Here is a 21,518-nt window from a genome sequence, read left to right as displayed (position 1 = left end):
ACAAGGTTACTTATGCAGGACGCCGCTTTTCTTTCTTCGCGCCGCTTTGGCGGCATTGCCAGACTTTACGGAGACGAAGCACTGGCGCGCTTTTCGCGTGCGCATGTGTGCGTGGTCGGCGTCGGCGGCGTCGGCTCGTGGGCGGTGGAGGCTTTGGCGAGGAGCGGTATCGGTCGTTTAACGCTGATTGATTTGGACAACGTTGCCGAGTCCAATGTCAACCGCCAGTTGCACGCTTTGACCGATGATTTCGGTAAGGCAAAAGTTACCGCTTTGCGCGAACGCATTGCCCAAATCAATCCGCAATGCGAAGTGACGGAAATCGAAGATTTTGTTACTGAAGACAATCTGGACGAGCTTTTCAGACGGCCTTTTGACTTTGTCATCGACGCCATCGACCAAATCCGTGTCAAAGCGGCGATGGCGGCGTATTTCGTGCAACATAAACAACCGTTTATTATCAGCGGCGGCGCGGGCGGACAAAAAAATCCGGCTTTGATTCAAACCGCCGATTTGAGCCGCGTTACCCACGATCCTCTGCTTTCCAATTTGCGCTACACCTTGCGCAAACGCTACGGCTTCAGCCGCGATACCAAAGAAAAAATGCGCGTGCCTTGCGTCTATTCAACCGAGAATATTATTCCGCCGCAATCCGGCGAAGCGTGTTCGACCGATGCAGCGCCGCAAGGTTTGTCCTGCGCGGGCTATGGGGCGAGTATGCTGGTAACGGCTTCGTTTGGTTTGTACTGTGCGCAGGCTGCGGTGGAGCATATTGCGGGACGGAAGTGAGATGAATCGATTTTTTAAAGCCTATTTTATCGGTAGTCTGATTTATGCAATTGTCTTTGGTTTGTTGATGTACGGTGTCGATTTGCTGCTTACAGGATTCGATTGTTTTGATATTGACCCTGAAAATGAACAGCGTCTACAGTATTGTTCACGAGCTCATGAAATGTCGGCTTTTGAGAAAGCATCTTTGGAGTTTTTCTTCTTTCCGTTTTTATCTGTAATGTTATTGTCCCTACTCAATGCCGGCATTATGAAGTGGACCAAACGCTGTACAACTTTGACGACTCTTGCCTTGCCTATCATCGAATGGTGGATTGTTTGGTTTGTTTTTTTACTGTGGGAGTGGAGTAGTCTGGATAGTAGTTGGACGGCAATAACGGGAGTCATTTTTTTTGGATTGCCTGTTTATGGCATGGCAGCAGTTCAAGCCCTGAGTGTGTTGGACTCTTCTGCAAATGCCAATCAGAAAATTTGATGTGGGTTTAAGCCTTTTGAAATTTATTTTTTCAGACGACCTTTTTTGCCTATGAGCCGATTTTTTAAAGCCTACTTTATTGCTAGTCTGATTTATGCGGTATGGTTCGGCGTATTGATGTATGCTGTCGATCCGATGTTTCTCGATGTGATGGAATGCAATACGCTGCCGGGCGATTATTTGTGTGTGCAAAGCGGTTATGACCGCCCATTCACCACTTTTCTTTATCCGTTTCTGTCCGTCGTGATCTTCAGCCTTTTGCACGTCGGTATCATAAAATGGTGCAAACGTCGTTTGGTTAAAATGATTTGGCTTTTGGTCGGTTGCGAAAGTTTGCTGCTGTTGGCTTTGATCGTGGCGATGCTTGCAAGGGATGGTTTTGTGTTGTCCCGAGATATTGGTTCGGTACTGACGGGTACAGTTTTCGCCAGTCTGCCGCTGTTGGGTATGGCCTTGGCCCAGACCTTTGCCGTCGCCATTGTTTCTTTGCAAATCAATCGTAAAAAACGTTGATTTTTATATTAAAAACGGGTTGTCCTCGTTTCAGACGGCCTTTTGTTGATGAAACTTCTTACTAAACTTAAAAAGAAAAAGCCCTTTAACCATGCCTTCAGAACACCTTATCTCTTCCACTGCCGCAACGCCGTCTGAACATACCGTTGCGTGGGTGTTCGGTCAGCCTGTCACCGATGTGCCGCAGGATTTGTTTATTCCGCCCGATGCTTTAAAGGTGGTATTGAGCAGCTTCCAAGGGCCGTTGGATTTGTTGCTGTACCTTATCCGCAAGCAAAATATCGATGTCCTCGATATTCCGATGGTGAAGATTACCGAGCAGTATCTGCACTATATTGCCCAAATGGAAGCGTATCAGTTTGATTTGGCGGCGGAATACCTGCTGATGGCGGCGATGTTGATTGAAATTAAATCGCGCCTGCTGTTGCCGCGTCCTGAAGAAGTTGAGGATGAAGAGGCGGATCCGCGTGCTGAGTTGGTGCGCCGTCTGTTGGCTTACGAACAGATGAAACTGGCGGCTCAGGGCTTGGATGCGTTGCCGCGTGCCGGGCGTGATTTTGCTTGGGCGTATCTGCCGTTGGAAATTGCGGTCGAAGCGAAGTTGCCGGAAGTGTACGTTGCCGATTTAACGCAGGCTTGGTTGGGTATTTTGTCGCGCGCCAAGCATACGCGCAGTCATGAAGTGGTGCGGGAAACCATTTCCGTGCGCGCGCAGATGACGGCGATTTTGCGCCGTTTGAATGAAAGCGATATCAGTAAGTTCAGCGATTTGTTTAAGCCGGAGCAGGGAGCGACATATGTGGTGGTCAATTTTATTGCATTGCTGGAATTGGCTAAAGAAGGCTTGGTGCGTATCGTGCAGCCTGAAAATTATGGTGAAATCGAAATCAGCCTGAAAGATGGTTTGGAAACAAACGAAGCTGAAATGCTTTCAGACGGCCTTGAAGCCGATGAAACCGATAATGAGAATTTGAAAAAAGAGAACTAAAATGGATTCGACGACAAGTCATACCAAAGCTTCTTTATGGGCAGTGGGCTTAATGTTGTTTGCCCTGTTTTTTGGGGCGGGGAATCTGATTTTTCCTGCTTTTTTAGGGCAGCAGGCCGGTGAAAACTGGCTTTCGGCCATGTTTGGCTTTTTGCTGACGGGCGCAGGTTTGCCATTATTGGGCGTGATTGCCGTCGGCTATTCCGGCTCGCGTGATGTGGAGGCACTGGCTTCCCGTGTTGCGCCTTGGTACGGCGTGACTTTTGCCACCGCGCTTTATCTGGCAATCGGCCCTCTGTTTGCCATGCCGCGTACGGCGACTGTGTCTTTTGAAACTGCGATTTCCCCTTTCATTGACGAATCTTGGAAAAACATCGCATTGGCCGTGTTCAGCCTGGTGTTTTTCGGCATGACTTATTGGCTGTCGATTTCCCCGGGGAAGCTGGTTGACCGTATCGGTAAAATTCTCACGCCTGTTTTGTTGCTGTCAATTGCAATATTGGTCGGCTATGCCGCCATTAATCCGATGGGCGTGCCGCAGGCGGCGCAAGGCGATTTTGCCACTCATCCGTTGGTTAAAGGCATTTTGGAAGGCTACGGCACCATGGACGCGCTGGCTTCGCTGGTGTTTGCCATTATCGTCATCGATGCCGTTCGCGCCATGGGCGTGGACAACCGCGCGGACTTGCTGAAGACCACGACGATTTCGGGCGTGTTGGCGGCTTCTTGTTTGGCAGTGGTTTACCTGTTTATCGGCTATATGGGCGCAACAGGTGTGGCCGGTATCGGCTTGCAGGAAAACGGCGCGTCGGTTTTGTCTAAAACCGCACAGCACTATTTCGGTATGGCCGGTATTGTGTTGCTTGGCGTCATGGTGCTGCTTGCCTGTCTGAGTACGGCCGTTGGCTTGATTACTTCATGCGCCGAATATTTCAACCGTCTTTGCCCGGGTATCTCTTATAAAGCCTTTGTGATACTGAATACGGTGGTGTCTATCCTGTTGGCCAACAAAGGCCTGTCAGCGATTTTGCAGTTTTCCATCCCTATGTTGATGCTGTTGTATCCGCTGACCATCGTCATCATTTTGCTGGCCTTGACAGATAAACTGTTTGGCGGCGGCCGTATTGTCTATTTCTGTACCATGATGGCGGCCCTTATGGTCGGTTTGCTCGATGCCTATAAGGCCGCGTTTGGATTTGATGCCGAAACCGCGGCTGCCATCGAGCGCGCATTGCCGTTTTACAATATCGGCTTAGGGTGGGTTGTTCCCTCTTTAGCCTGCTTTATACTCGGCTGCATTTTGAATGCGGCGTTGAAGAAAAAAGCATGACGATAAACAGGCCGTCTGAAATGTTCAGACGGCCTGTTTATTTCGCCGACCACGCAAACGACAGATGATTTTTTTAAAGAAATCCGTTATAATTGAAAAGTTAAGGCTTTGCGAAATACCGTTTCGCAGATGCAACATATTGAGAAGATTTATTTCCACAAATCCCGTTTTTTCAGCAAACGACTTGAACTGAAGGCGGATTTCGTGGTATAAATCGCGTTTTACTATTTTAGAAGTTTGGAGACTAACCATGGCACGAGTTTGCAAAGTGACCGGTAAGCGCCCGATGTCTGGCAATAACGTATCACACGCCAACAACAAAACCAAACGTCGTTTTTTGCCTAACTTGCAATCACGTCGTTTCTGGGTAGAAAGTGAAAACCGCTGGGTTCGCCTGCGCGTTTCTAACGCTGCATTGCGCACCATCGATAAAGTAGGCATTGATGTCGTATTGGCTGATTTGCGTGCTCGCGGCGAAGCTTAATTTAAACACCATTAATTAAGGATTACTGCAATGCGCGATAAAATCAAACTGGAGTCCAGTGCTGGTACTGGTCACTTCTACACAACTACTAAAAACAAACGTACTATGCCTGGCAAACTGGAAATCAAAAAATTTGACCCGGTAGCCCGTAAACACGTTATTTACAAAGAAACTAAATTGAAATAATCCAGTTTCTTCCAAGAAAAAGCTCCTGTTTTTCAGGAGCTTTTCTTTTTGTTTCATGATTGGTTTTATTGGGGGGCTTGTTTCAAATGTGTATGCAAGATATTTTTGGATTGCTTTGTAAGAGGCAAAATAAAAGAGCGTGTATCCATTGGGGTCATGCTCTTTTATTTTTCAGACGGCCTGATGGGGGATAAGCGGTCTTAAATCATGAATAAACATTCAACAACGACTTAATGATCGATCTTGATGCCTTGATTGTCGGAATGTTGTTTTTTATCCAGCTCTTTTTGCAAGGTATCGCATGGCGTGTCGCAATCGCACATTTTCTTCATGCCGAGAGAGGAAATGCCACCGCAGCTGCCTTTGATGGTGCGTTTGGAGAAAATATAGCCGACTGCCATGCCGAGGATGACAATAATAAAAATACCGAAAGTCAGAAGGAGGGTTTTCATGTGTGTATTCCTGAAGATTAGTTTAATAATTTCTTGAATGTGCTGGACATTTTAGTATGGTAGCCGCCTTGAGGGTTTCGGATGATAAGGAAAACGGCGAGATTTTCTTGCTCGGCAAGTTTAAGCGCTTCGGTTTCTCCGAGGACGAACAAGCCGGTTGAAAGGCCGTCTGCAAGTGTGGCGTTTTCAGCTACTACGCTGATGGAAGCAAGGTTGTGGCTGATGGGTTGTTTGGTTTTAGGGTTGATGATATGGGAAAGGCGGCGGCCTGACTTATCGACATGGAAAATGCGGTAGTCGCCGGATGTGGCCAGTGATTTATTGTCCAATGGAATGGTGATTTGGGTGGCACCTCCTTGAACGATATTGGGCTGCTCGATGCCGATACGCCAAGGGTTGCCTTGCGCATTGTGGCCTTTGCCATGCAATTCGCCTCCGATTTCTACCAAATAATTGCCGATATTGAGTTTTTCAAGTTCGGCTGCGGTTTTATCCACGCCAAAGCCTTTGGCGATGGAGGATAGGTCTAAATAGACTTCGGAATGGGTTTTCGCCAATGTAGGCTGCTGGCCGTCTTGGGAAAGTTTGAGTTTGTCCGTACCGACCATTTCTGAAGCATGTTGGATTTCTTGTGCAGTCGGTTCATGTGTGATTTCTTTTTGCGGGCCGAATCCCCAAAGGTTGACCAAAGGACCGACGGTTACGTCCAGTGCGCCGTGCGTCAGTTTGTTTAAACGCAAGGCTTCGCCGGTTACATAGGCAAAGTCTTGGGAAATGGGCATAGCCTGATTGACGGTGCGCAGCTGGTTGAATTGGCTGATTTCGGAATCGGTCTGGTAGGTAGACATTTGTCGATTGACTTCTTTAAGTGCGTCATCAATGCGTTTTTGTATTTCGGCAGGGGAGGGGAGTTTGTTTTGGCCGTCTGAAAGATATTTGACGGTATAGGTCGTGCCCATGGTCTCGCCTTGCAGGGTAATGGTTTGTTGTTTTTCAGGTTGGCAGGCAGAGAGTGTGAGTGCGGAAACGATGGCAACGGTACAACCGATTATCGGACGGTAAAACGAATTGGAAAGAAACGGCATAGGGGATTTGCGGATTATTTTTTGAAACCTTTATTGTATCGTAAAAGAAAGGTTCAGGCCGTCTGAAAGTATGAGACCTTTGCAAAAATAGTCTGTTAACGAAATTTGACGCATAAAAATGCGCCAAAAAATTTTCAATTGACTAAAACCCTCCTAATATTGAGCAAAAAGTAGGAAAAATCAGAAAGGTTTTGCATTTTGAAAATGAGATTGAGCATAAAATTTTAGTAACCTATGTTATTGTAAAGGTCTCAGTATGGTTTTCAGACGGCCTGGCAATAAAAAAGGAAGAAACCGAAGTTTCTTCCTTTTTGTCTGTTAACCGCCGAAATCGTCCAAGAGGATGTTTTCGTCTTCCACGCCCAAATCTTTGAGCATTTTGATTACGGACTGGTTCATGATCGGAGGACCGCACATGTAGAATTCGCAGTCTTCCGGTGCCTCATGGTTTTTCAGGTGGTTTTCGTAAACCACGTTGTGAATGAAGCCTGTGTAACCATCCCAGTTGTCTTCAGGTAATGGGTCGGACAGGGCGACGTGCCATGTGAAGTTCGGGAATTCTGCTGCGAGTTGGTCGAAGTCTTCGACATAGAACATTTCGCGTTTAGAACGGGCACCATACCAGAAGGTAATCTTACGTTTGGAGTTCAAACGTTTCAGCTGGTCGAAAATGTGGGAGCGCATCGGCGCCATACCCGCACCACCGCCGATAAATACCATTTCGGCATCGGTATCTTTAGCAAAGAATTCGCCGAACGGGCCGGAGATGGTTACTTTGTCGCCGGGTTTGAGCGACCAGATGTAAGAAGACATTTGTCCCGGAGGCGCATCAGGTACGCGAGGAGGAGGCGTAGCGATACGAACGTTCAGCATAATGATGCCTTTTTCTTCAGGGTATGAAGCCATAGAGTAGGCACGCAAAATCGGCTCGTCCACTTTGGAAACGTATTGCCACAGATTGTATTTGTCCCAGTCTTCATGGTATTCCTTAGGAATGTCGAAGTCTTTGTAGGCAACAGTGTGAGGAGGAGCTTCAATTTGAATGTAGCCGCCGGCGCGGAAAGGAACTTCTTCGCCTTCGGGAATAGCAAGTTTGAGTTCTTTAATGAACGTGGCTTTGTTGTCATTCGAGATGACGGTACATTCCCATTTTTTCACGCCGAACACTTCTTCCGGTACTTCGATGTCCATGTCGGTTTTAACGTTGACCTGACAAGACAGACGGCAGCCTTCGCGCGCTTCGCGTTTGCTGATGTGGGACAATTCGGTTGGCAGAATGTCGCCGCCGCCGCTTTTCACGACAACGCGGCACTGACCGCATGAGCCGCCGCCACCGCAAGCGGAAGGAACGAAGATGCCTTGGCTGGCAAGCGCACCCAGCAGTTTGCCGCCGGCAGGCATCGTCAGCTCTTTTTCGTTATTGACTTTGATGGTGATGTCGCCTTCGCTCACCAATTTGGATTTGGCAAACAGAATCATCAGTGCCAAAACCAAGACGATGAGGGTAAACATCACAATACCTAAAATAATCTCCATGCCGATTCCTTTCTTATAACTGGATGCCGGAGAACGACATAAACGCCATTGCCATCAGGCCAGCGGCGATAAAGGTAATGCCCAAGCCTTTGAGGCCTTTCGGGACATCCGAATATTTCATTTTTTCGGTAATGCCCGCCAAAGCGACAATGGCCAAAAGCCAGCCCAAACCTGCACCGAAACCGTATACGACGGACTCGCCGAAGTTGTATTCGCGTTGCGCCATAAACGATACGGCACCGAAAATCGCGCAGTTTACGGTAATCAGAGGCAGGTAGATACCCAATGCGTTGTAGAGGGCAGGGACGAATTTATCCAAGAACATTTCCAAAATCTGCACCAAAGCGGCAATCACGCCGATGAAGGTGATGAATTTCAGGAAGGTCAGGTCCACGCCTTCAACCAGTGCGCCGTCTTTCAACAGAGAGTAAACGAGTTGGTTGGCTGGGACGGACAGGCCGAGTACGAAAGTTACAGCCACGCCCAAACCGAATGCAGTGGATACTTTTTTAGATACCGCCAAAAATGTACACATCCCCAAGAAGAAGGAAAGTGCCATGTTTTCCAGAAAGACGGATTTTACAAAGAGGCTTAAGTAATGTTCCATGTGTTATTTCTCCGCCTGTTCAGGTTTCCAAGTGCGCAGACCCCATACCAAGAAACCGATGATGAAGAACGCGCTGGGAGCGAGCAGGAACAAGCCGTTGGTTTGATACCAGCCGCCATCTTGTACGGTTTGGAAAATGGTGTAGCCAAAGAGCTTGCCAGAGCCGATTAGTTCGCGGATGGTTGCGATGATGATCAACATCATGCCGTAACCTGCGCCGTTGCCGATACCGTCAACCAAGCTTTCCAGCGGCGGCTCTTTCATGGCGAATGCTTCGGCACGGCCCATCACGATACAGTTGGTAATAATCAGGCCGACGAATACGGACAGCTGTTTGGACAGCTCATAAGCAAAGGCTTGGAGCAGTTGGTCAACCAGCGTTACCAAGGAAGCAACAATCGCCATTTGCACAATAATACGGATGCTGTTGGGGATGTAGTTGCGTACCAAAGAAATGAAGAAGCTGGAAAAACCGGTTACCAAAGCTACGGAAATACCCATTACGATGGCCGTCTGAAGTTTGGTGGTAACCGCCAAAGCCGAACAAATTCCCAAAACCTGCAAGGCAATCGGGTTGTTGTCGATAAAGGGTGAAAACATCAAATATTTCAAGCGTTTCATGTCAGCCATTATTGTGCTCCTGCTGATTTTAATTTGTTCAGGTAGGGGATATAGCCGTTTTCGCCGAACCAGTAGGCGAACGAACCTTGCACGCCTTTAGATGTCAGCGATGCGCCGGAGAGGGCATCTACGCCGTGTTCTTTGTCCGAACTTGCGCCTTTGCCAACATGCAGGGCGAGTTTGCCTTGTTCGTCAAACAGTTTTTTGCCGACGAATTTTTGTTGCCACAACGGATTGCCGATTTCGCCGCCCAAGCCCGGGGTTTCGCCTTGGTCGTAGTAGGTGATGCCGTTGATGGTGTTGCCATCGGGTTGGATGGCGACAAAGCCGTACATAACAGACCACAAACCGTTACCGTGCATAGGCAGGATGATTTGGCTGACTTTGCCGTCATCGCCTTTTACCAAGTAAACCTCAGTGTATTTGGCACGGCTTTTGATGCCTGCCAAATCGTCTTCAGGTTTGATTTGGATGCTTTGGGCAGGGTCTTTGCCGGCAACGCGTGCGCTGAAGTCTTTAGGCGCATCGGCGACGTATTCGCCGGTTGCCAAGTCCACGACACGTTGCTCGATACGCTCGGCAAATGTTTTGCTGATGTCGGTGTTTTTATCCATCAAACCGGCTACGCTCAAGATATAGCCTTGTTTGTCTTGGAGTTTTTGTTTCTCTTGGATTGGTTTCAAGCCGACGACCGCACCGGCAACGATGATGGAACAAATCAGGCTGACAACCAATACCACAATCAGCGTGCCACTGAAGCTGTCTTTATCGAATTTCTTAGCCATTGCTGCGCGCCTTTCTGCGTTTGATGTTCGCTTGTGCGACGAAATAGTCGAAAATCGGGGCAAACAGGTTGGCAAACAGGATCGCCAACATCATGCCTTCGGGGTAAGCAGGGTTGACTACGCGGATCAACACACACATTACACCGATAAGCGCGCCGTACCACCATTTGCCGACATTGGTAAAGGAAGCGGAAACAGGGTCGGTCGCCATAAACAGCATACCGATGGCGAAGCCTCCGACCACCAAGTGCCAGTACCAAGGCATGGAGAACATGGCGTTGGTGTCCGAACCGATGAAGTTAAACAGCGAAGACATGGCAATCATACCGATCATCACGCCGGCAATAATGCGCCAAGAGGCAATGCGGGCAAACACGATAAACGCGCCGCCGATTAAGAGCGCCAAAGTGGATACTTCGCCGATAGAACCGGGCACGTTACCGATAAACGCATCCATCCAAGTAATGGATTGATTGGTAACGGCGTTTTTCAGGCCGTCTGCACCGTGTGCCGCCCATTGCGCCAACGCAGTGGCACCAGAATAGCCGTCAACCGCCGTCCAAACGGTGTCGCCGGTAATGTTGGCAGGGTAGGCGAAGAACAGGAACGCACGGCCTGCAAGCGCAGGGTTCATGAAGTTTTTACCTGTACCGCCGAATACTTCTTTCGCAACCACAACGCCGAAAGAAATACCCAAAGCCGCTTGCCACAAAGGCAGGGTAGGGGGAACGATCAAAGCAAACAGAATCGAAGTTACGAAGAAACCTTCGTTGATTTCGTGTTTGCGTACAGTGGCGAACAAAACTTCCCAGAAGCCGCCCACGACAAATACAGTCGCGTAAATCGGCAGGAAGAAAATCGCGCCGAAGAGCATTTTGCTCAATACGCCCGCTTCAGACGACATATTGATGCCCAAAGCGTTGGCAAGGGCGTAATGCCAGTCGTTGGCGATATTTTGTTGCAGCAAATCAGGCGTTAACGCACTGAATGCCTGCGCGCCGACGTTGTACATACCGTAGAACATGGCAGGGAACAAAGCCAGCCACACCAAAATCATCATGCGCTTGGAGTCGAGCGCATCGCGGACGTGGGCCGCTTTGCGCGTTACCGCGCCGGATGTATAGAAAATCGTCGCCGCAGCTTCGTAGAGGGCATACCATTTTTCATGTTTGCCGCCCGGCAGGAAGTGCGGTTCGATTTTTTCAAGAAAATGTTTCAAGCCCATAATCAGCCTTCCTTCTCAATGGTTTCCAGCACCTTACGCAACAGCGGGCCGTATTCGTCTTTGCCCGGGCAGACGAAGCTGCACAAAGCGAGGTCTTCTTCGTCCAATTCCAAGCAACCCAGTGCCTGAGCGCTGTCGGTATCGCCGACGATTAAATCGCGCAAGAGCAGGGTAGGCAGGATATCCAAGGGCATTACGCGCTCGTAAGTGCCGATCGGTACCATGGCGCGGTCGCCGCCGTTGACGGCTGTGTTGAACTTGAAGAGTTTGTTTTTCAGGAAATGGCCGAGGGTTGTGCGCGTGATGGAGTATTTGTCCGGTTGTGGCGCAACCCAGCCAAACAGCTCTTTGCTGCGGCCTTCTTCGATAACGGAAATCTGATTGTGGTAGCGGCCGAGGTAATCGTGCGCACCTTGTGCAATCGCGCCGTTCAATACTGAGCCGGAAATCACGCGGTTGTCTGCGTCAACCAATTCGCCGGCGGTAATTTGCGATACTTTCGCACCCAAAACGGTGCGCAAGAGGCGCGGTTTGTTGACTTGAGAGCCTCCCAAGGCAATTACGCGCTCGGTGTTCAGACGGCCTGTTGTAAACAAACGGCCAATGGCAATCACATCTTGATAATTGATGGTCCAAACGGTTTTGTTCGCACCGACAGGCTCGATGAAATGAATGTGCGTGCCACTCAAACCGGCAGGGTGCGGACCGCCAAATTCATGTGTTTCGATGTTGGCGGCGTTTTCAGACGGCACATCTGCGCCTGCTGCTTTACACACATGGATTTTACGTTCGGTCAGGCGGCTCAATACCAACAGGCCGCGTTTGAAGTCTTCGGCGGCTTCTTTGATGATAACCGTAGGATCGGCAGCCAGAGGGTTGGTGTCCATCGCATTGACGAAGATGGCGAACGGTTCGGCATCGACGGCAGGGATTTTGCTGAACGGACGGGTGCGCAGCGCAGTCCACAAACCGGATTGAATCAGGTTGCGGCGCACTTCTTCGCTACTCAATTTTGCCAGCGCTTCAGGTGCGTAGCGTTCGAACTCGATTTCGTCGTTGCCTTCAACGGCAATTACGACTGACTGAAGTACGCGCTTTTCGCCACGGTGAATCGCGGCGATTTTGCCTGAAGCCGGAGCAGTAAATACTACGCCCGGATTCTTTTTGTCTTCAAACAGCACTTGGCCTTTTTTGACGGCTTCGCCTTCCTTGATTTTCATCGAGGGGCGCATGCCGACATATTCTTCGCCAAGCAACGCGACTTCGGTAATGGCCGGGCCGTCATAAATGACTTGCTCCGGTCTGCCCGCGATAGGCAGGTCTAAGCCTTTTTTTATCTTAATCATAAGGATGCGTTACTTTTTGGTGGGTTGAGATTCGGATGTCGGATTGTTTTTTCAGACGGCATATAATGCTTTGAAACAAAGGATGGGCCGTCTGAAAAAAGCAGAGGTTTGCTATAAAAACAACGAATAAACGCAAACAACAAAGCTTTAGATTTTATCAGGTATAGGCTGCTTTATGTCAGTTTTACGCTTATTTTTACGGGAAAAGTGGGAAAAAAGTAGGAATGTGTAATCGAGTGTTAAGAGAAATAATTTTTAACTGATTGATATTTAAACGCTATATTTGATGATATAGCTGAAAATAAAAGGCCGTCTGAATTTCAGACGGCCTCTAAGTTTAAAAGAGCTGCCAAACGAAGAAAATCATCGTATGCAGGGCAAACAGCGGTACCAATACAATCACCGACCATGCCATGTAGCCGAAGAAGGAAGGCATCGGCACACCGCGTTGTTCGGCAATGGCTTTGACCATGAAGTTCGGCGCATTACCGATATAAGTGAGCGCGCCCATAAACACCGAACCCATGGATATAGCCAGCAGCGAATGGAACAGGTGGCCTGTCATCAAGGCTTGGGCATCGCCACCGGCCATATTGAAGAACACCAAATAAGTCGGCGCGTTATCCAAGAATGCCGACAAAATGCCGCTCATCCAGAAATACATCACATTAATCGGATTGCCTGCCGCATCGTGGACCAAAGAAACAACGGAAGCCAATGCGCCTGTTTCACCGGCTTTCAAAATCGCCAAAACAGGTGAAATGGTAATGAAAATACCCAAAAACAGTTTGCCCACTTCGGCAATCGGCTCGAAGTTGAACTCATTGCCTGCGCGTACCTGTTTGGGCGTAATAATCCAAGATACGGCGGTCAAAGCCAGCAAAATGCCATCGCGCATCAGGTTTTGCAAGGCATAATGGCTGCCCAAGATTTCAAAGCCCGGATGATTTGGTTTCCACAAACCGGACAGCAAAACCGCGCCGACTACACCGGCCAGCAACAGGAAATTCCATTTGCCGTAAATTTTGACTTTTTCTTCTTTATCGGAAGGAGCGGGAGCAAGGTGTTCGCTTTGTTCACGGTTGAAGTGTTGGCTGTCGATGATGTAGAAAACGGCCAGCAAAACCACAGAACTGATCAATACAGGCATCAGCATGTGTTTGACCGTCCACATGAAATCTACGCCATTCAGGAATCCTAAGAACAGAGGAGGATCGCCTAAAGGAGTCAGACCGCCGCCGATATTCGCCACCAAGAAAATGAAGAAAATCACGATGTGAACGCGGTAGTGGCGTTTATGGTTGGCTTTCAAAAGCGGACGAATCATCAACATCGCCGCGCCTGTCGTCCCCATGATGGACGACAAAGCGGTACCGACTGCCAGCAGGGCAGTGTTCAATTTGGGCGAACCATGCAAATCTCCGCTGACAAAAATACCGCCTGAAATGGTATAGAGCGCCAAAAGCAACAGGATAAAGGGGATATATTCTTCAACCAACGCATGGGCAACGGTATGTACGCCGGCTCCGAAACCAAAGGTTACGATAAACGGCGTTAAAAACAGCAGTGTCCAAAACGCTGTAATTTTGCCGAAGTGATGGTGCCAAGTATGGGAGAAAAACAGAGGCCCGAGTGCAATAGACAAGAGAATCAGTGCAAACGGCAGACCCCAAAGCAGGCTTGCGGATGAGCCGTCAAAATCGGATGCCGCAGCAGGAAGGGCGGCAAGAAGCAGTGAAAATGAGAGATAGCGCATGGTATTTCCTTTTTATTCTGTTGCGCCGTGATGAACTTCGTTGAGAGAGCACGGCGGTGAAATATTCAGGCCGTCTGAAAATATCCAGACGAACTGCGCGGTTGTGTTAGGGGAAAGTATAACGCAAAGCAAGTGTTAAGGGATGGTTTAGAATATTGGAATCAAAAGAAATGTTGATACAAATAAAGAAATAAAAGCGATGGGAGTAGTGGGAAGTAGTAAAAAAATGATTTTGAAACAGGAGTTTGAAATCTTGAAAAGAATACTATCGAAAAAATGCTTTGAATTAATTTTAGCTAAAATTTACATTTGATTGGATAAATGGAGGCCTTCTGAAAAATGAGGAGTGAATAGGGTGTTTTGGTTCTTACTGATTGTTTTAATGGATAAATTAGGTGTGGAAACAAAAACAGGTGAGCAAAAATGCCCACCTGTTTTATTTTATGCTTCCGGCCGTAACCACATCCACACTGCCACGCAGCTGCAACAAACTGACGATATGGCACCAATCCACCAGCGTTCTGGAAATTGCCAAAACATAAACAGGCAAGAAACAGTCATCATGCCGATAGTGAAGAATTTTGCCTTACGCGGCACGGCGCCGTTGTTTTCCCAGTTTTGTATGATCGGGCCGAAATGGCGGTGATGATACAGCCAATTATGAAAGCGCGGTGAAGCTTTTGCCCAACAGGCGGCGGCCAATAAAATGAAAGGCGGAGTCGGCAGTAATGGCAGGAAAATGGCAATAGAGCCCAAGACAAGCGACAATGCGCCGCAAAAAATCAACAAATAGCGAATCATATTCCCATCACCAATTATTTGTTTTCAGACGGCTTGTGATGCGGAAATGGACAACGCGGAATGTCTAATTTATCCCAGCCTTCGTGCCCCATTTTTTCCAGTAACGCGATATTGCGGTCAAAAATTGCCGAGGCGTCGGGAAACGCTTCAGCCGCTTTGGCAATACTGTCTTCACGAATCAAGTGCAAAGTCGGGTAGGGCGAGCGGTTGGTGTAGTTGCTGATGTCGTCGGCTTCCGTGCCTTCAAATTGAAAATCGGGATGGAACGGCGCAATTTGGACAATGCCTTCCAATTCGTTTTCTACAACCGCATCGTCGGCAATTTCCAGCATTTGGTTGAAGGTTTCAAAATCAGGGAATAGCGTTGGATGAACCAGTAAAGTGGTTTCCAATTCCGAAGCGGGTGTATTGTCCAGAAGCTGCAATTCACGATCCAAGTCCTCAAGGAAACCGTCCAAATGACGGGCTTCGCTGACAACGATGCGAACCAGGTTTTTAACGTGCGGCGCTTTGGCAAACGGGCAGAGATTCAGCCCGATAACGGCTTTTTCCAGCCATTGTTTGGTATGTTCTGAAACAGTATTGGTATCGAGATGGGTGGTGTCAGTCATAGTAAAAGCTTATGTGGATTATTCTTAAAAAGTATACAAGTGTATGGGCGTGAAAGCAAACCATTGGAATTTAAAATGCCGTCTGAACACCAGACGGCCTTTATCAGTTTCAAATCATTAATCCTGAACCAAATGAACCAAAGGCAGAGCGGTCGTGTTTTTAATTTCTTTCAACACAAAACTCGATTGCGCATCTTGCACGCCATGGTGCGAAAGCAGCGTGTCCAAAACAAAATGGGAAAACGCGTTCATATCGGTAAAAAACGCATGGAGCAGATAGTCGGTTTCGCCCGTTAAAGCAAAGCAGCTCAATACTTCCGGCCAAGCGCGGACAGATTCGGAAAAATCCTCGCGCGCATCTTTTGCCTTGCTAATTGAAACACGGATAAAAGCCTGCAAACCCAAGCCCAAAGATACGGGAGAAAGCTGGGCCGCATATTTTTGAATGATGCCCGCATCTTCAAGCTGTTTGAGACGGCGCAGGCAGGGAGAAGGGGAGAGCGCCACCTTTTCAGAAAGCTCAACATTGCTCAACCGCCCATTTTCCTGCAAAACCTGCAGAATCTTTAAATCCGTTTTATCCAAGTTTAGATGAGGCATGATGGTTCTCCCAATGTAGACAATGTATGTTTTAAAAATGAAAAATGCTTAAAAATAAAGACTTGTATGGTTAAATTATATATTGAGTTCAGATGGGCGACAAATTGTCTTATAAGGAGTGTTGCGAATTTGTTTTATGTAGTGATGAAAAGATGAAGGCCGTCTGAAAATGGATGTTTCAGACGGCCTTTCATTTATTCGCACGATATGGCATTAATCCCAAATATTTGCGCGTTCGACTTCTTTCCATGTGTCTAGAATCAGGCTGCCGTCGTTGTCTTTTAGCAAGGCGGCATCTGAGAGCATACGGCGCCAAGTGCGGGCATTCTTTAGTCCGTGCATCAAGCCTAGTGCATGGCGGACGATGTGGCGCAGAATGGTACCGCGCCCTGAGGCGATTTGTTCGCGGCTGTATGCGTATAGCCAAGCTGCTAAATCTGCGTATTGGATTGGTGCGTGTGCATCGTTGTAAAACAGCGCATCCCAATCACGCATCAACATTGGATTGTGATAAGCCTCGCGCCCGATCATGACGCCATCGACAAATTTCAGATGTTCGGCAATTTCTTCATTGGTGGTGATGCCGCCGTTAATCAAAATTTCCAAGTCGGGGAACTCTTGTTTCAAGCGGTAGACGTATTCATATTTGAGTGGCGGGACTTCGCGGTTTTCTTTCGGGGATAAACCGTCCAGCCAAGCATTGCGTGCATGGACGATAAATGTGCGGCAGGCTGTTTTTTTGTGTAATGTTCCCACAAAATCTGCCACGACTTGATATTCTGTCTGTCTGTCTACGCCGATGCGGTGTTTGACTGTTACCGGAATTTCAACTGCATTCTGCATCGCATTCAAACAATCTGCCACCAAATCTACATCATTCATTAGGCAAGCGCCGAAAGCGCCTTTTTGTACGCGTGGGCTGGGGCAGCCGCAATTTAGGTTGACTTCATTATAGCCATACGCCTCAGCCGCTTTGGCAGCGATTGCCAAGTCATGCGGATCTGAGCCGCCAAGCTGTAAAGCTACCGGTTGCTCGCCTTCGTTGAAATTCAAAAAGCGGTCTTTATCTCCGTAAACCACTGCGCCTGAATTGACCATTTCGCTATAAAGCCAAGCATTGTGTGTAATTTGTCGCGCCATAAAGCGATAGTGTCTGTCTGTCCAATCGAGCATGGGTGCAACAGACAAGCGGCGGGCGGGGAGGGAAGAAGCAGACATTGAGATGACTTTCAAACAAAATAACGCATTATATAGTGTATTAAATTGACTTTCGATATCAGCCGGTAAGTCAAAATCATATATAAGGTATCACTGGGTGCAACCGTGTTGTACCTGAGGCTAAATCCATTCATGGTGATGGAAATCCAATATTCAGACGGCCAAATAAGTTTTAAAATGTCAAACAACAAACCATTAGAATGATAAGGAAAAAAATATGGCACAATTTTTCGCTATTCATCCCGATAATCCTCAAGACCGCCTCATCAAACAAGCCGCCGATATTGTCCGCAGTGGCGGCGTTATCGTTTACCCTACGGATTCCTGCTATGCGTTGGGTTGCAAACTTGGCGACAAAAATGCGATGGAGCGCATTCTCACGATTCGCAAAATCGATCAAAAACACCATCTGACCCTGATGTGTGCCGATTTGAGCGAATTGGGGACTTACGCCAAAGTAGATAATGCCCAATTCCGCCAGCTCAAAGCAGCTACGCCCGGCAGCTATACCTTTATCCTGCAGGCAACCAAAGAAGTACCCAATCGCACGCTTCACCCCAAGCGCAAAACCATCGGCCTGCGTGTTCCTGATAACGCTACTGCCTTGGCACTTTTGCAAGAATTGGGCGAACCTATTTTAAGTTGCACCCTCATGCTGCCCGAAGACGACGAGCCATTGACCGATCCATACGAAATCCGAGATCGTCTTGAGCATGCTGTCGATTTGGTTATTGATGGCGGCTGGTGCGGTACTGAGCCGACGACGGTTATCGATATGACCGATGGCACTGAGCTGATTCGTCAAGGCAAGGGCGATATTGCCGTATTCGGTTTGTAAAACCATCTGTGTTTGTATAAGTAGGGATATGCGTATTCTTTCTATGATGTATTAAAAGCATATTGCCGATTTTATTGATAGCTTAAAAACCAAATTATTTAAGCAAGTAGATGTTCAATATCATTTCATTAAAGGCCGTCTGAAACATTTCAGACGGCCTTTCTCTTTCGTTTTTTTAATAAATAATTCATTTTAAATAATATTTCAAATAATTGGCATATGGCTTGCATGATTACTGTGTTTACTTGTGACTTGTCAATGGAATACAACACACCGCTTATTAATAGAAACATGGCTGGAGCCCTTTTGATAATTGGTTTTTCTGGTTGAAAGCCGTGATTTTATTTAGAAATTAAAGATAATCGGTTTATATTTTCGACTAGCGGATATTTAGTAAGTATGAAATACTATTTCACTTCAAGATAGTAAAAGACCTAAATTTCGTCTTAAAGTGACAATAAACGTCAGCTCGAAGCAAGCATTTTGCAGGGAAATCCTCCGCAATAGATTTTTTAAAGTAGCGTCATGCTCACGCCTACGCTTTTACCCATCATAAAAAGAGAAAGACACACTAATGAATAAGATATTTAAAGTCGTTTGGAACCGTACGATTCAATCTTTCGTTGTAACGTCCGAATTGGCCAAAGGCCGTGTGAAATCGTCTGCAGAACAAAACAGTACAGATGTATCTGCCGAATCTGGTAAAAATGGTATCGCGACAGTTTTTAGATTGACAGTGATTTCGGCAGCTCTTTTGGGTGCAGGTAATTCGTATGCGGCAACTGCGGGACGAGGACAAATTGCGGTTGATCCTCCAACCAGTGCTACTGCGGTCAGCGGTGCAACAGCGACCGGTATTGGTGCTCTGTCAGTAGGAGCATCAGCCAATGCCACGGCTAATGGTGCAGTTGCGGTAGGTACGAGTGCAAATGCAACACATAATAACAGCCTTGCTGTTGGTACAAATGCCAAGGCTACTCAGAATCATGCTGTTGCGATGGGTGCAGATACAAGTGCAAGTAGTTCACATGCAACAGCGATAGGTAAAAGTGCCAATGCTGTTTCTACAGACTCAACGGCATTGGGTGCAGATTCCAAAGCAAATGGTACGCAAGCGACAGCGGTAGGTAAGAATGCTCTTGCCAATAATACGAGCACAACAGCATTGGGTAATTCGGCGCAAGCATTTGGTATCGGCTCAATGGCTTTGGGCCAATCCAGCACATCAAGAGGTCAAGACGGCATTGCAATTGGCAGCGGCAGTCAGGCTGCAGCCAATGCGCAAAATGCTATTGCAATCGGTACCAATGCGGTGGGTTATCAAAGTGAGTCTATCGCTATAGGTAGTTCAGCCCAAGCTCAAACTGGAAATACCATTGCCATCGGTAAAAGTGCAGTGGCAAATTCTCCAGCTTCGGGTAATGCAGCATCAAGTGCTATTGCACTTGGTGCAGACGCGAATGCAACCGGACTTGGTACGATTGCTATTGGACGTGCATCTGAGGTTCTCTCCCAAAATAGTATGAATGTGAATGTAACTCACAATAATATTGCTATTGGTAATACGGCTCGAGTAGGCGATTCAAGTAGTTCTAAGATAACTCAGTCTATTGCTATTGGTTCAGGTAACCGTGTTGATCCACAGGGCAGACCTGAGGGTGCGTGGGCAAAGGGAGACCAATCTATTGCGGTTGGCGGCAATGTCTTGGCCAATGGTCATTCATCTGTTGCGATTGGTGGTGATGATTTAGATTTGGTAGGTGGTACTCGATATTCTGGCAATGCAACGGATAAATTCATCAAATATAATGAAAAAGGTACAAAGACCGGTGAATATACGCTGAGCGGTAAAAGTCTGCGTGATATTTATAAAGAGATGACTGGTGATACGATGAATTACGGTTCTTATGGTAATACTATTGCCGGTCAAGGTTCTGTTGCATTGGGTGTGCAGTCTAATTCATCTGCCGATTTATCTTTGGCTATCGGTACTAAATCTCAGGCTACTGCCTTTGGCAGTGTAGCTTTGGGCACAGGCGCGAAGGCTACTTTGCTGAACTCTGTGGCTTTGGGTACGGCTTCTAAAACTGATAAAGAAGGTAAGGCATACGTTCAACGCGAAATCATGGGCGTGACCTACACTTGGGCAGGCGGTCAAACTACCGATGCCGGTGATGTTGTGTCTGTCGGTTCTAAAGGCTATGAACGCCAAATCATCAATGTATCCCCCGGCGATATTTCTGCTACTTCTACTGATGCCATCAATGGCTCTCAACTTTATGGTGTATTGAGTGCGCTCGAACGCGTTCGTTATTTCTCTGTTAAGTCAACTGATGGTAGCACTGACGGCACCAAAAACTGGAATAACGATGGTGCGAAAGGTGCAAACTCAATTGCCATTGGCCCATCTGCATCTACGACAAGTGCAGCCACAAATGGTATTGCTATCGGCAATCAGGCGAATGTTACAGGCGTCAATGCTGTTGCTTTGGGTAACGGTACTACTGCTTCTGTTCAAGATTCTGTCGCTTTGGGCAATGGCGCTGTCGGTGCAGCCAATAATTTTGATGCAACCGCTAAAAATGCCTCATTTAAAAATGATAGTGGCGCTGCGACCAATGTCAGCTATGCTGCTTCTTCATCCTCTACAACAGGCGCGGTTTCTGTAGGCAGTGCAGGCAATGAACGCCAAATCCAGAATGTTGCCGCAGGCCGTATTTCCGCCACTTCAACTGATGCAGTTAATGGTAGCCAACTGTACACCGTTATGAACAATGTTGGACACAATATCCAACAAAACGGCACAGACAAATCCCGTATCAACAACAACGGTACAGTCAACTACGCCGATGGTAATTTGACGACCGTTGCAGTTACCGATGGCGAGAATGCATCAAAAGTTCAAATCAACGTCACTCAAGGCTCATTGTCTGTCGATAATAATGGCACAGTGTCCGCACCGACTGCCGGTGTAGCGACTGCCGGCGATGTAGCCAATGCCATCAATAATGCCAAAACCACGACCAAGGTGGAGGCAGGCAGTAACGCGCACGTTAATAAAACAACTTCAGGCAAAGAAACCACTTATACCGTCAGCGCAGATAAAGCAACGGTACAAGTTTCCAATGCTTTGAATCTGACCTCTAATACTACAACCGCAGCCGATGGTGCAGTCACAACTAATTACAGTATCGACCTCGCTCAAAGCACTAAAGATAACATCCAAAAAGGCGTGGATGCCAAAACCACCGTTGACACTAAAGGCCTGACCT

General features: G+C 47.6%; 22 protein-coding genes. 9 read left to right on the top strand and 13 right to left on the bottom strand.

The features are described 5' to 3' along the window. The first annotated feature begins 12 nt into the window (after nt 1-12). The 7 genes from HMPREF2700_RS04125 (at nt 13) to rpmG (ending at nt 4,765) form a co-directional block, all read left to right on the top strand. Complete coding sequence (locus HMPREF2700_RS04125) at nt 13-789, top strand: tRNA threonylcarbamoyladenosine dehydratase (RefSeq protein ID WP_070590375.1); 777 nt, start codon at nt 13-15, stop codon at nt 787-789. Nucleotide 790: 1 nt separating this feature from the next. Beyond that, nucleotides 791-1,264: a hypothetical protein gene (locus tag HMPREF2700_RS04120; protein WP_070590372.1), complete on the top strand. Its 474-nt coding sequence runs from the start codon at nt 791-793 to the stop codon at nt 1,262-1,264. 51 nt (nt 1,265-1,315) lie between these two features. Next, complete coding sequence (locus HMPREF2700_RS04115; protein WP_070590370.1) at nt 1,316-1,777, top strand: hypothetical protein; 462 nt, start codon at nt 1,316-1,318, stop codon at nt 1,775-1,777. A gap of 91 nt (nt 1,778-1,868) precedes the next feature. Beyond that, complete coding sequence (locus HMPREF2700_RS04110) at nt 1,869-2,765, top strand: segregation and condensation protein A (RefSeq protein ID WP_070590367.1); 897 nt, start codon at nt 1,869-1,871, stop codon at nt 2,763-2,765. Nucleotide 2,766: 1 nt separating this feature from the next. Then, the gene (brnQ, locus tag HMPREF2700_RS04105) at nt 2,767-4,095 is read left to right on the top strand and encodes a branched-chain amino acid transport system II carrier protein (protein WP_083303948.1); all 1,329 of its coding nucleotides are present in this window, start codon (nt 2,767-2,769) and stop codon (nt 4,093-4,095) included. A gap of 250 nt (nt 4,096-4,345) precedes the next feature. Continuing rightward, nucleotides 4,346-4,579, top strand: a complete 234-nt coding sequence (gene rpmB, locus HMPREF2700_RS04095; protein ID WP_002216391.1) for a 50S ribosomal protein L28 — start codon at nt 4,346-4,348, stop codon at nt 4,577-4,579. Between the two features lie 30 nt (nt 4,580-4,609). Next, nucleotides 4,610-4,765: a 50S ribosomal protein L33 gene (gene rpmG, locus HMPREF2700_RS04090; protein ID WP_003684373.1), complete on the top strand. Its 156-nt coding sequence runs from the start codon at nt 4,610-4,612 to the stop codon at nt 4,763-4,765. Nucleotides 4,766-4,995: 230 nt separating this feature from the next. On the opposite strand, the gene nqrM is transcribed toward rpmG, so the two are convergent. The 13 genes from nqrM to dusA all read right to left on the bottom strand — a co-directional run bounded on the left by nqrM (nt 4,996) and on the right by dusA (nt 17,414). After that, entirely contained in the window at nt 4,996-5,217 is a 222-nt protein-coding gene (gene nqrM, locus HMPREF2700_RS04085; RefSeq protein ID WP_070590364.1) for a (Na+)-NQR maturation NqrM, read from the bottom strand. Between the two features lie 17 nt (nt 5,218-5,234). Continuing rightward, nucleotides 5,235-6,302, bottom strand: a complete 1,068-nt coding sequence (locus HMPREF2700_RS04080) for an FAD:protein FMN transferase (RefSeq protein ID WP_083303947.1) — start codon at nt 6,300-6,302, stop codon at nt 5,235-5,237. A 318-nt stretch (nt 6,303-6,620) separates the two neighbouring features. Next, nucleotides 6,621-7,838: an NADH:ubiquinone reductase (Na(+)-transporting) subunit F gene (gene nqrF, locus HMPREF2700_RS04075; RefSeq protein ID WP_004519569.1), complete on the bottom strand. Its 1,218-nt coding sequence runs from the start codon at nt 7,836-7,838 to the stop codon at nt 6,621-6,623. A 13-nt stretch (nt 7,839-7,851) separates the two neighbouring features. After that, a complete protein-coding gene (nqrE, locus tag HMPREF2700_RS04070; RefSeq protein ID WP_003684365.1) occupies nt 7,852-8,445 on the bottom strand; it encodes an NADH:ubiquinone reductase (Na(+)-transporting) subunit E in 594 nt (197 codons plus the stop codon). Between the two features lie 3 nt (nt 8,446-8,448). Beyond that, nucleotides 8,449-9,075 (bottom strand): NADH:ubiquinone reductase (Na(+)-transporting) subunit D, encoded by a 627-nt coding sequence (locus HMPREF2700_RS04065; RefSeq protein WP_003684313.1) that lies wholly within the window; start codon nt 9,073-9,075, stop codon nt 8,449-8,451. After that, nucleotides 9,075-9,851, bottom strand: coding sequence for a Na(+)-translocating NADH-quinone reductase subunit C (locus HMPREF2700_RS04060; RefSeq protein WP_003675818.1), 777 nt, complete (start codon nt 9,849-9,851; stop codon nt 9,075-9,077). The genes HMPREF2700_RS04065 and HMPREF2700_RS04060 overlap by 1 nt, the downstream gene beginning before the upstream one ends. Further along, nucleotides 9,844-11,076, bottom strand: coding sequence for an NADH:ubiquinone reductase (Na(+)-transporting) subunit B (locus HMPREF2700_RS04055; RefSeq protein WP_070590361.1), 1,233 nt, complete (start codon nt 11,074-11,076; stop codon nt 9,844-9,846). Before HMPREF2700_RS04055 ends, HMPREF2700_RS04060 begins: the two co-directional genes overlap by 8 nt. A gap of 2 nt (nt 11,077-11,078) precedes the next feature. Continuing rightward, on the bottom strand, nt 11,079-12,422 hold the full coding sequence (locus HMPREF2700_RS04050; protein WP_070590358.1) for a Na(+)-translocating NADH-quinone reductase subunit A: 1,344 nt from the start codon (nt 12,420-12,422) through the stop codon (nt 11,079-11,081). Between the two features lie 337 nt (nt 12,423-12,759). Further along, complete coding sequence (locus HMPREF2700_RS04045) at nt 12,760-14,178, bottom strand: sodium:proton antiporter (protein WP_070590354.1); 1,419 nt, start codon at nt 14,176-14,178, stop codon at nt 12,760-12,762. 441 nt (nt 14,179-14,619) lie between these two features. Then, nucleotides 14,620-14,979: a YbaN family protein gene (locus HMPREF2700_RS04040; RefSeq protein WP_070590351.1), complete on the bottom strand. Its 360-nt coding sequence runs from the start codon at nt 14,977-14,979 to the stop codon at nt 14,620-14,622. A gap of 14 nt (nt 14,980-14,993) precedes the next feature. Further along, nucleotides 14,994-15,590, bottom strand: coding sequence for a DUF1415 domain-containing protein (locus HMPREF2700_RS04035; RefSeq protein WP_070590348.1), 597 nt, complete (start codon nt 15,588-15,590; stop codon nt 14,994-14,996). A 117-nt stretch (nt 15,591-15,707) separates the two neighbouring features. Then, complete coding sequence (locus HMPREF2700_RS04030; protein ID WP_003684427.1) at nt 15,708-16,190, bottom strand: Lrp/AsnC family transcriptional regulator; 483 nt, start codon at nt 16,188-16,190, stop codon at nt 15,708-15,710. 213 nt (nt 16,191-16,403) lie between these two features. Next, on the bottom strand, nt 16,404-17,414 hold the full coding sequence (dusA, locus tag HMPREF2700_RS04025; RefSeq protein ID WP_210389855.1) for a tRNA dihydrouridine(20/20a) synthase DusA: 1,011 nt from the start codon (nt 17,412-17,414) through the stop codon (nt 16,404-16,406). Between the two features lie 211 nt (nt 17,415-17,625). Between dusA and HMPREF2700_RS04020 the strand changes: the two genes are divergently transcribed. Together HMPREF2700_RS04020 and HMPREF2700_RS11615 are read left to right on the top strand one after the other, a co-directional pair. Then, a complete protein-coding gene (locus HMPREF2700_RS04020) occupies nt 17,626-18,246 on the top strand; it encodes an L-threonylcarbamoyladenylate synthase (RefSeq protein ID WP_003680049.1) in 621 nt (206 codons plus the stop codon). Nucleotides 18,247-18,820: 574 nt separating this feature from the next. Further along, a partial coding sequence (locus tag HMPREF2700_RS11615; RefSeq protein ID WP_283129668.1) for an ESPR-type extended signal peptide-containing protein occupies nt 18,821-21,518 on the top strand: 2,698 nt, incomplete at its 3' end.

This window comes from Neisseria sp. HMSC068C04 (assembly GCF_001810105.1).
Lineage (GTDB): Bacteria > Pseudomonadota > Gammaproteobacteria > Burkholderiales > Neisseriaceae > Neisseria > Neisseria flavescens_B.
Note: the sequence above shows the minus strand (reverse complement) of the source record. Positions and strands in the feature narration are given on the sequence as shown.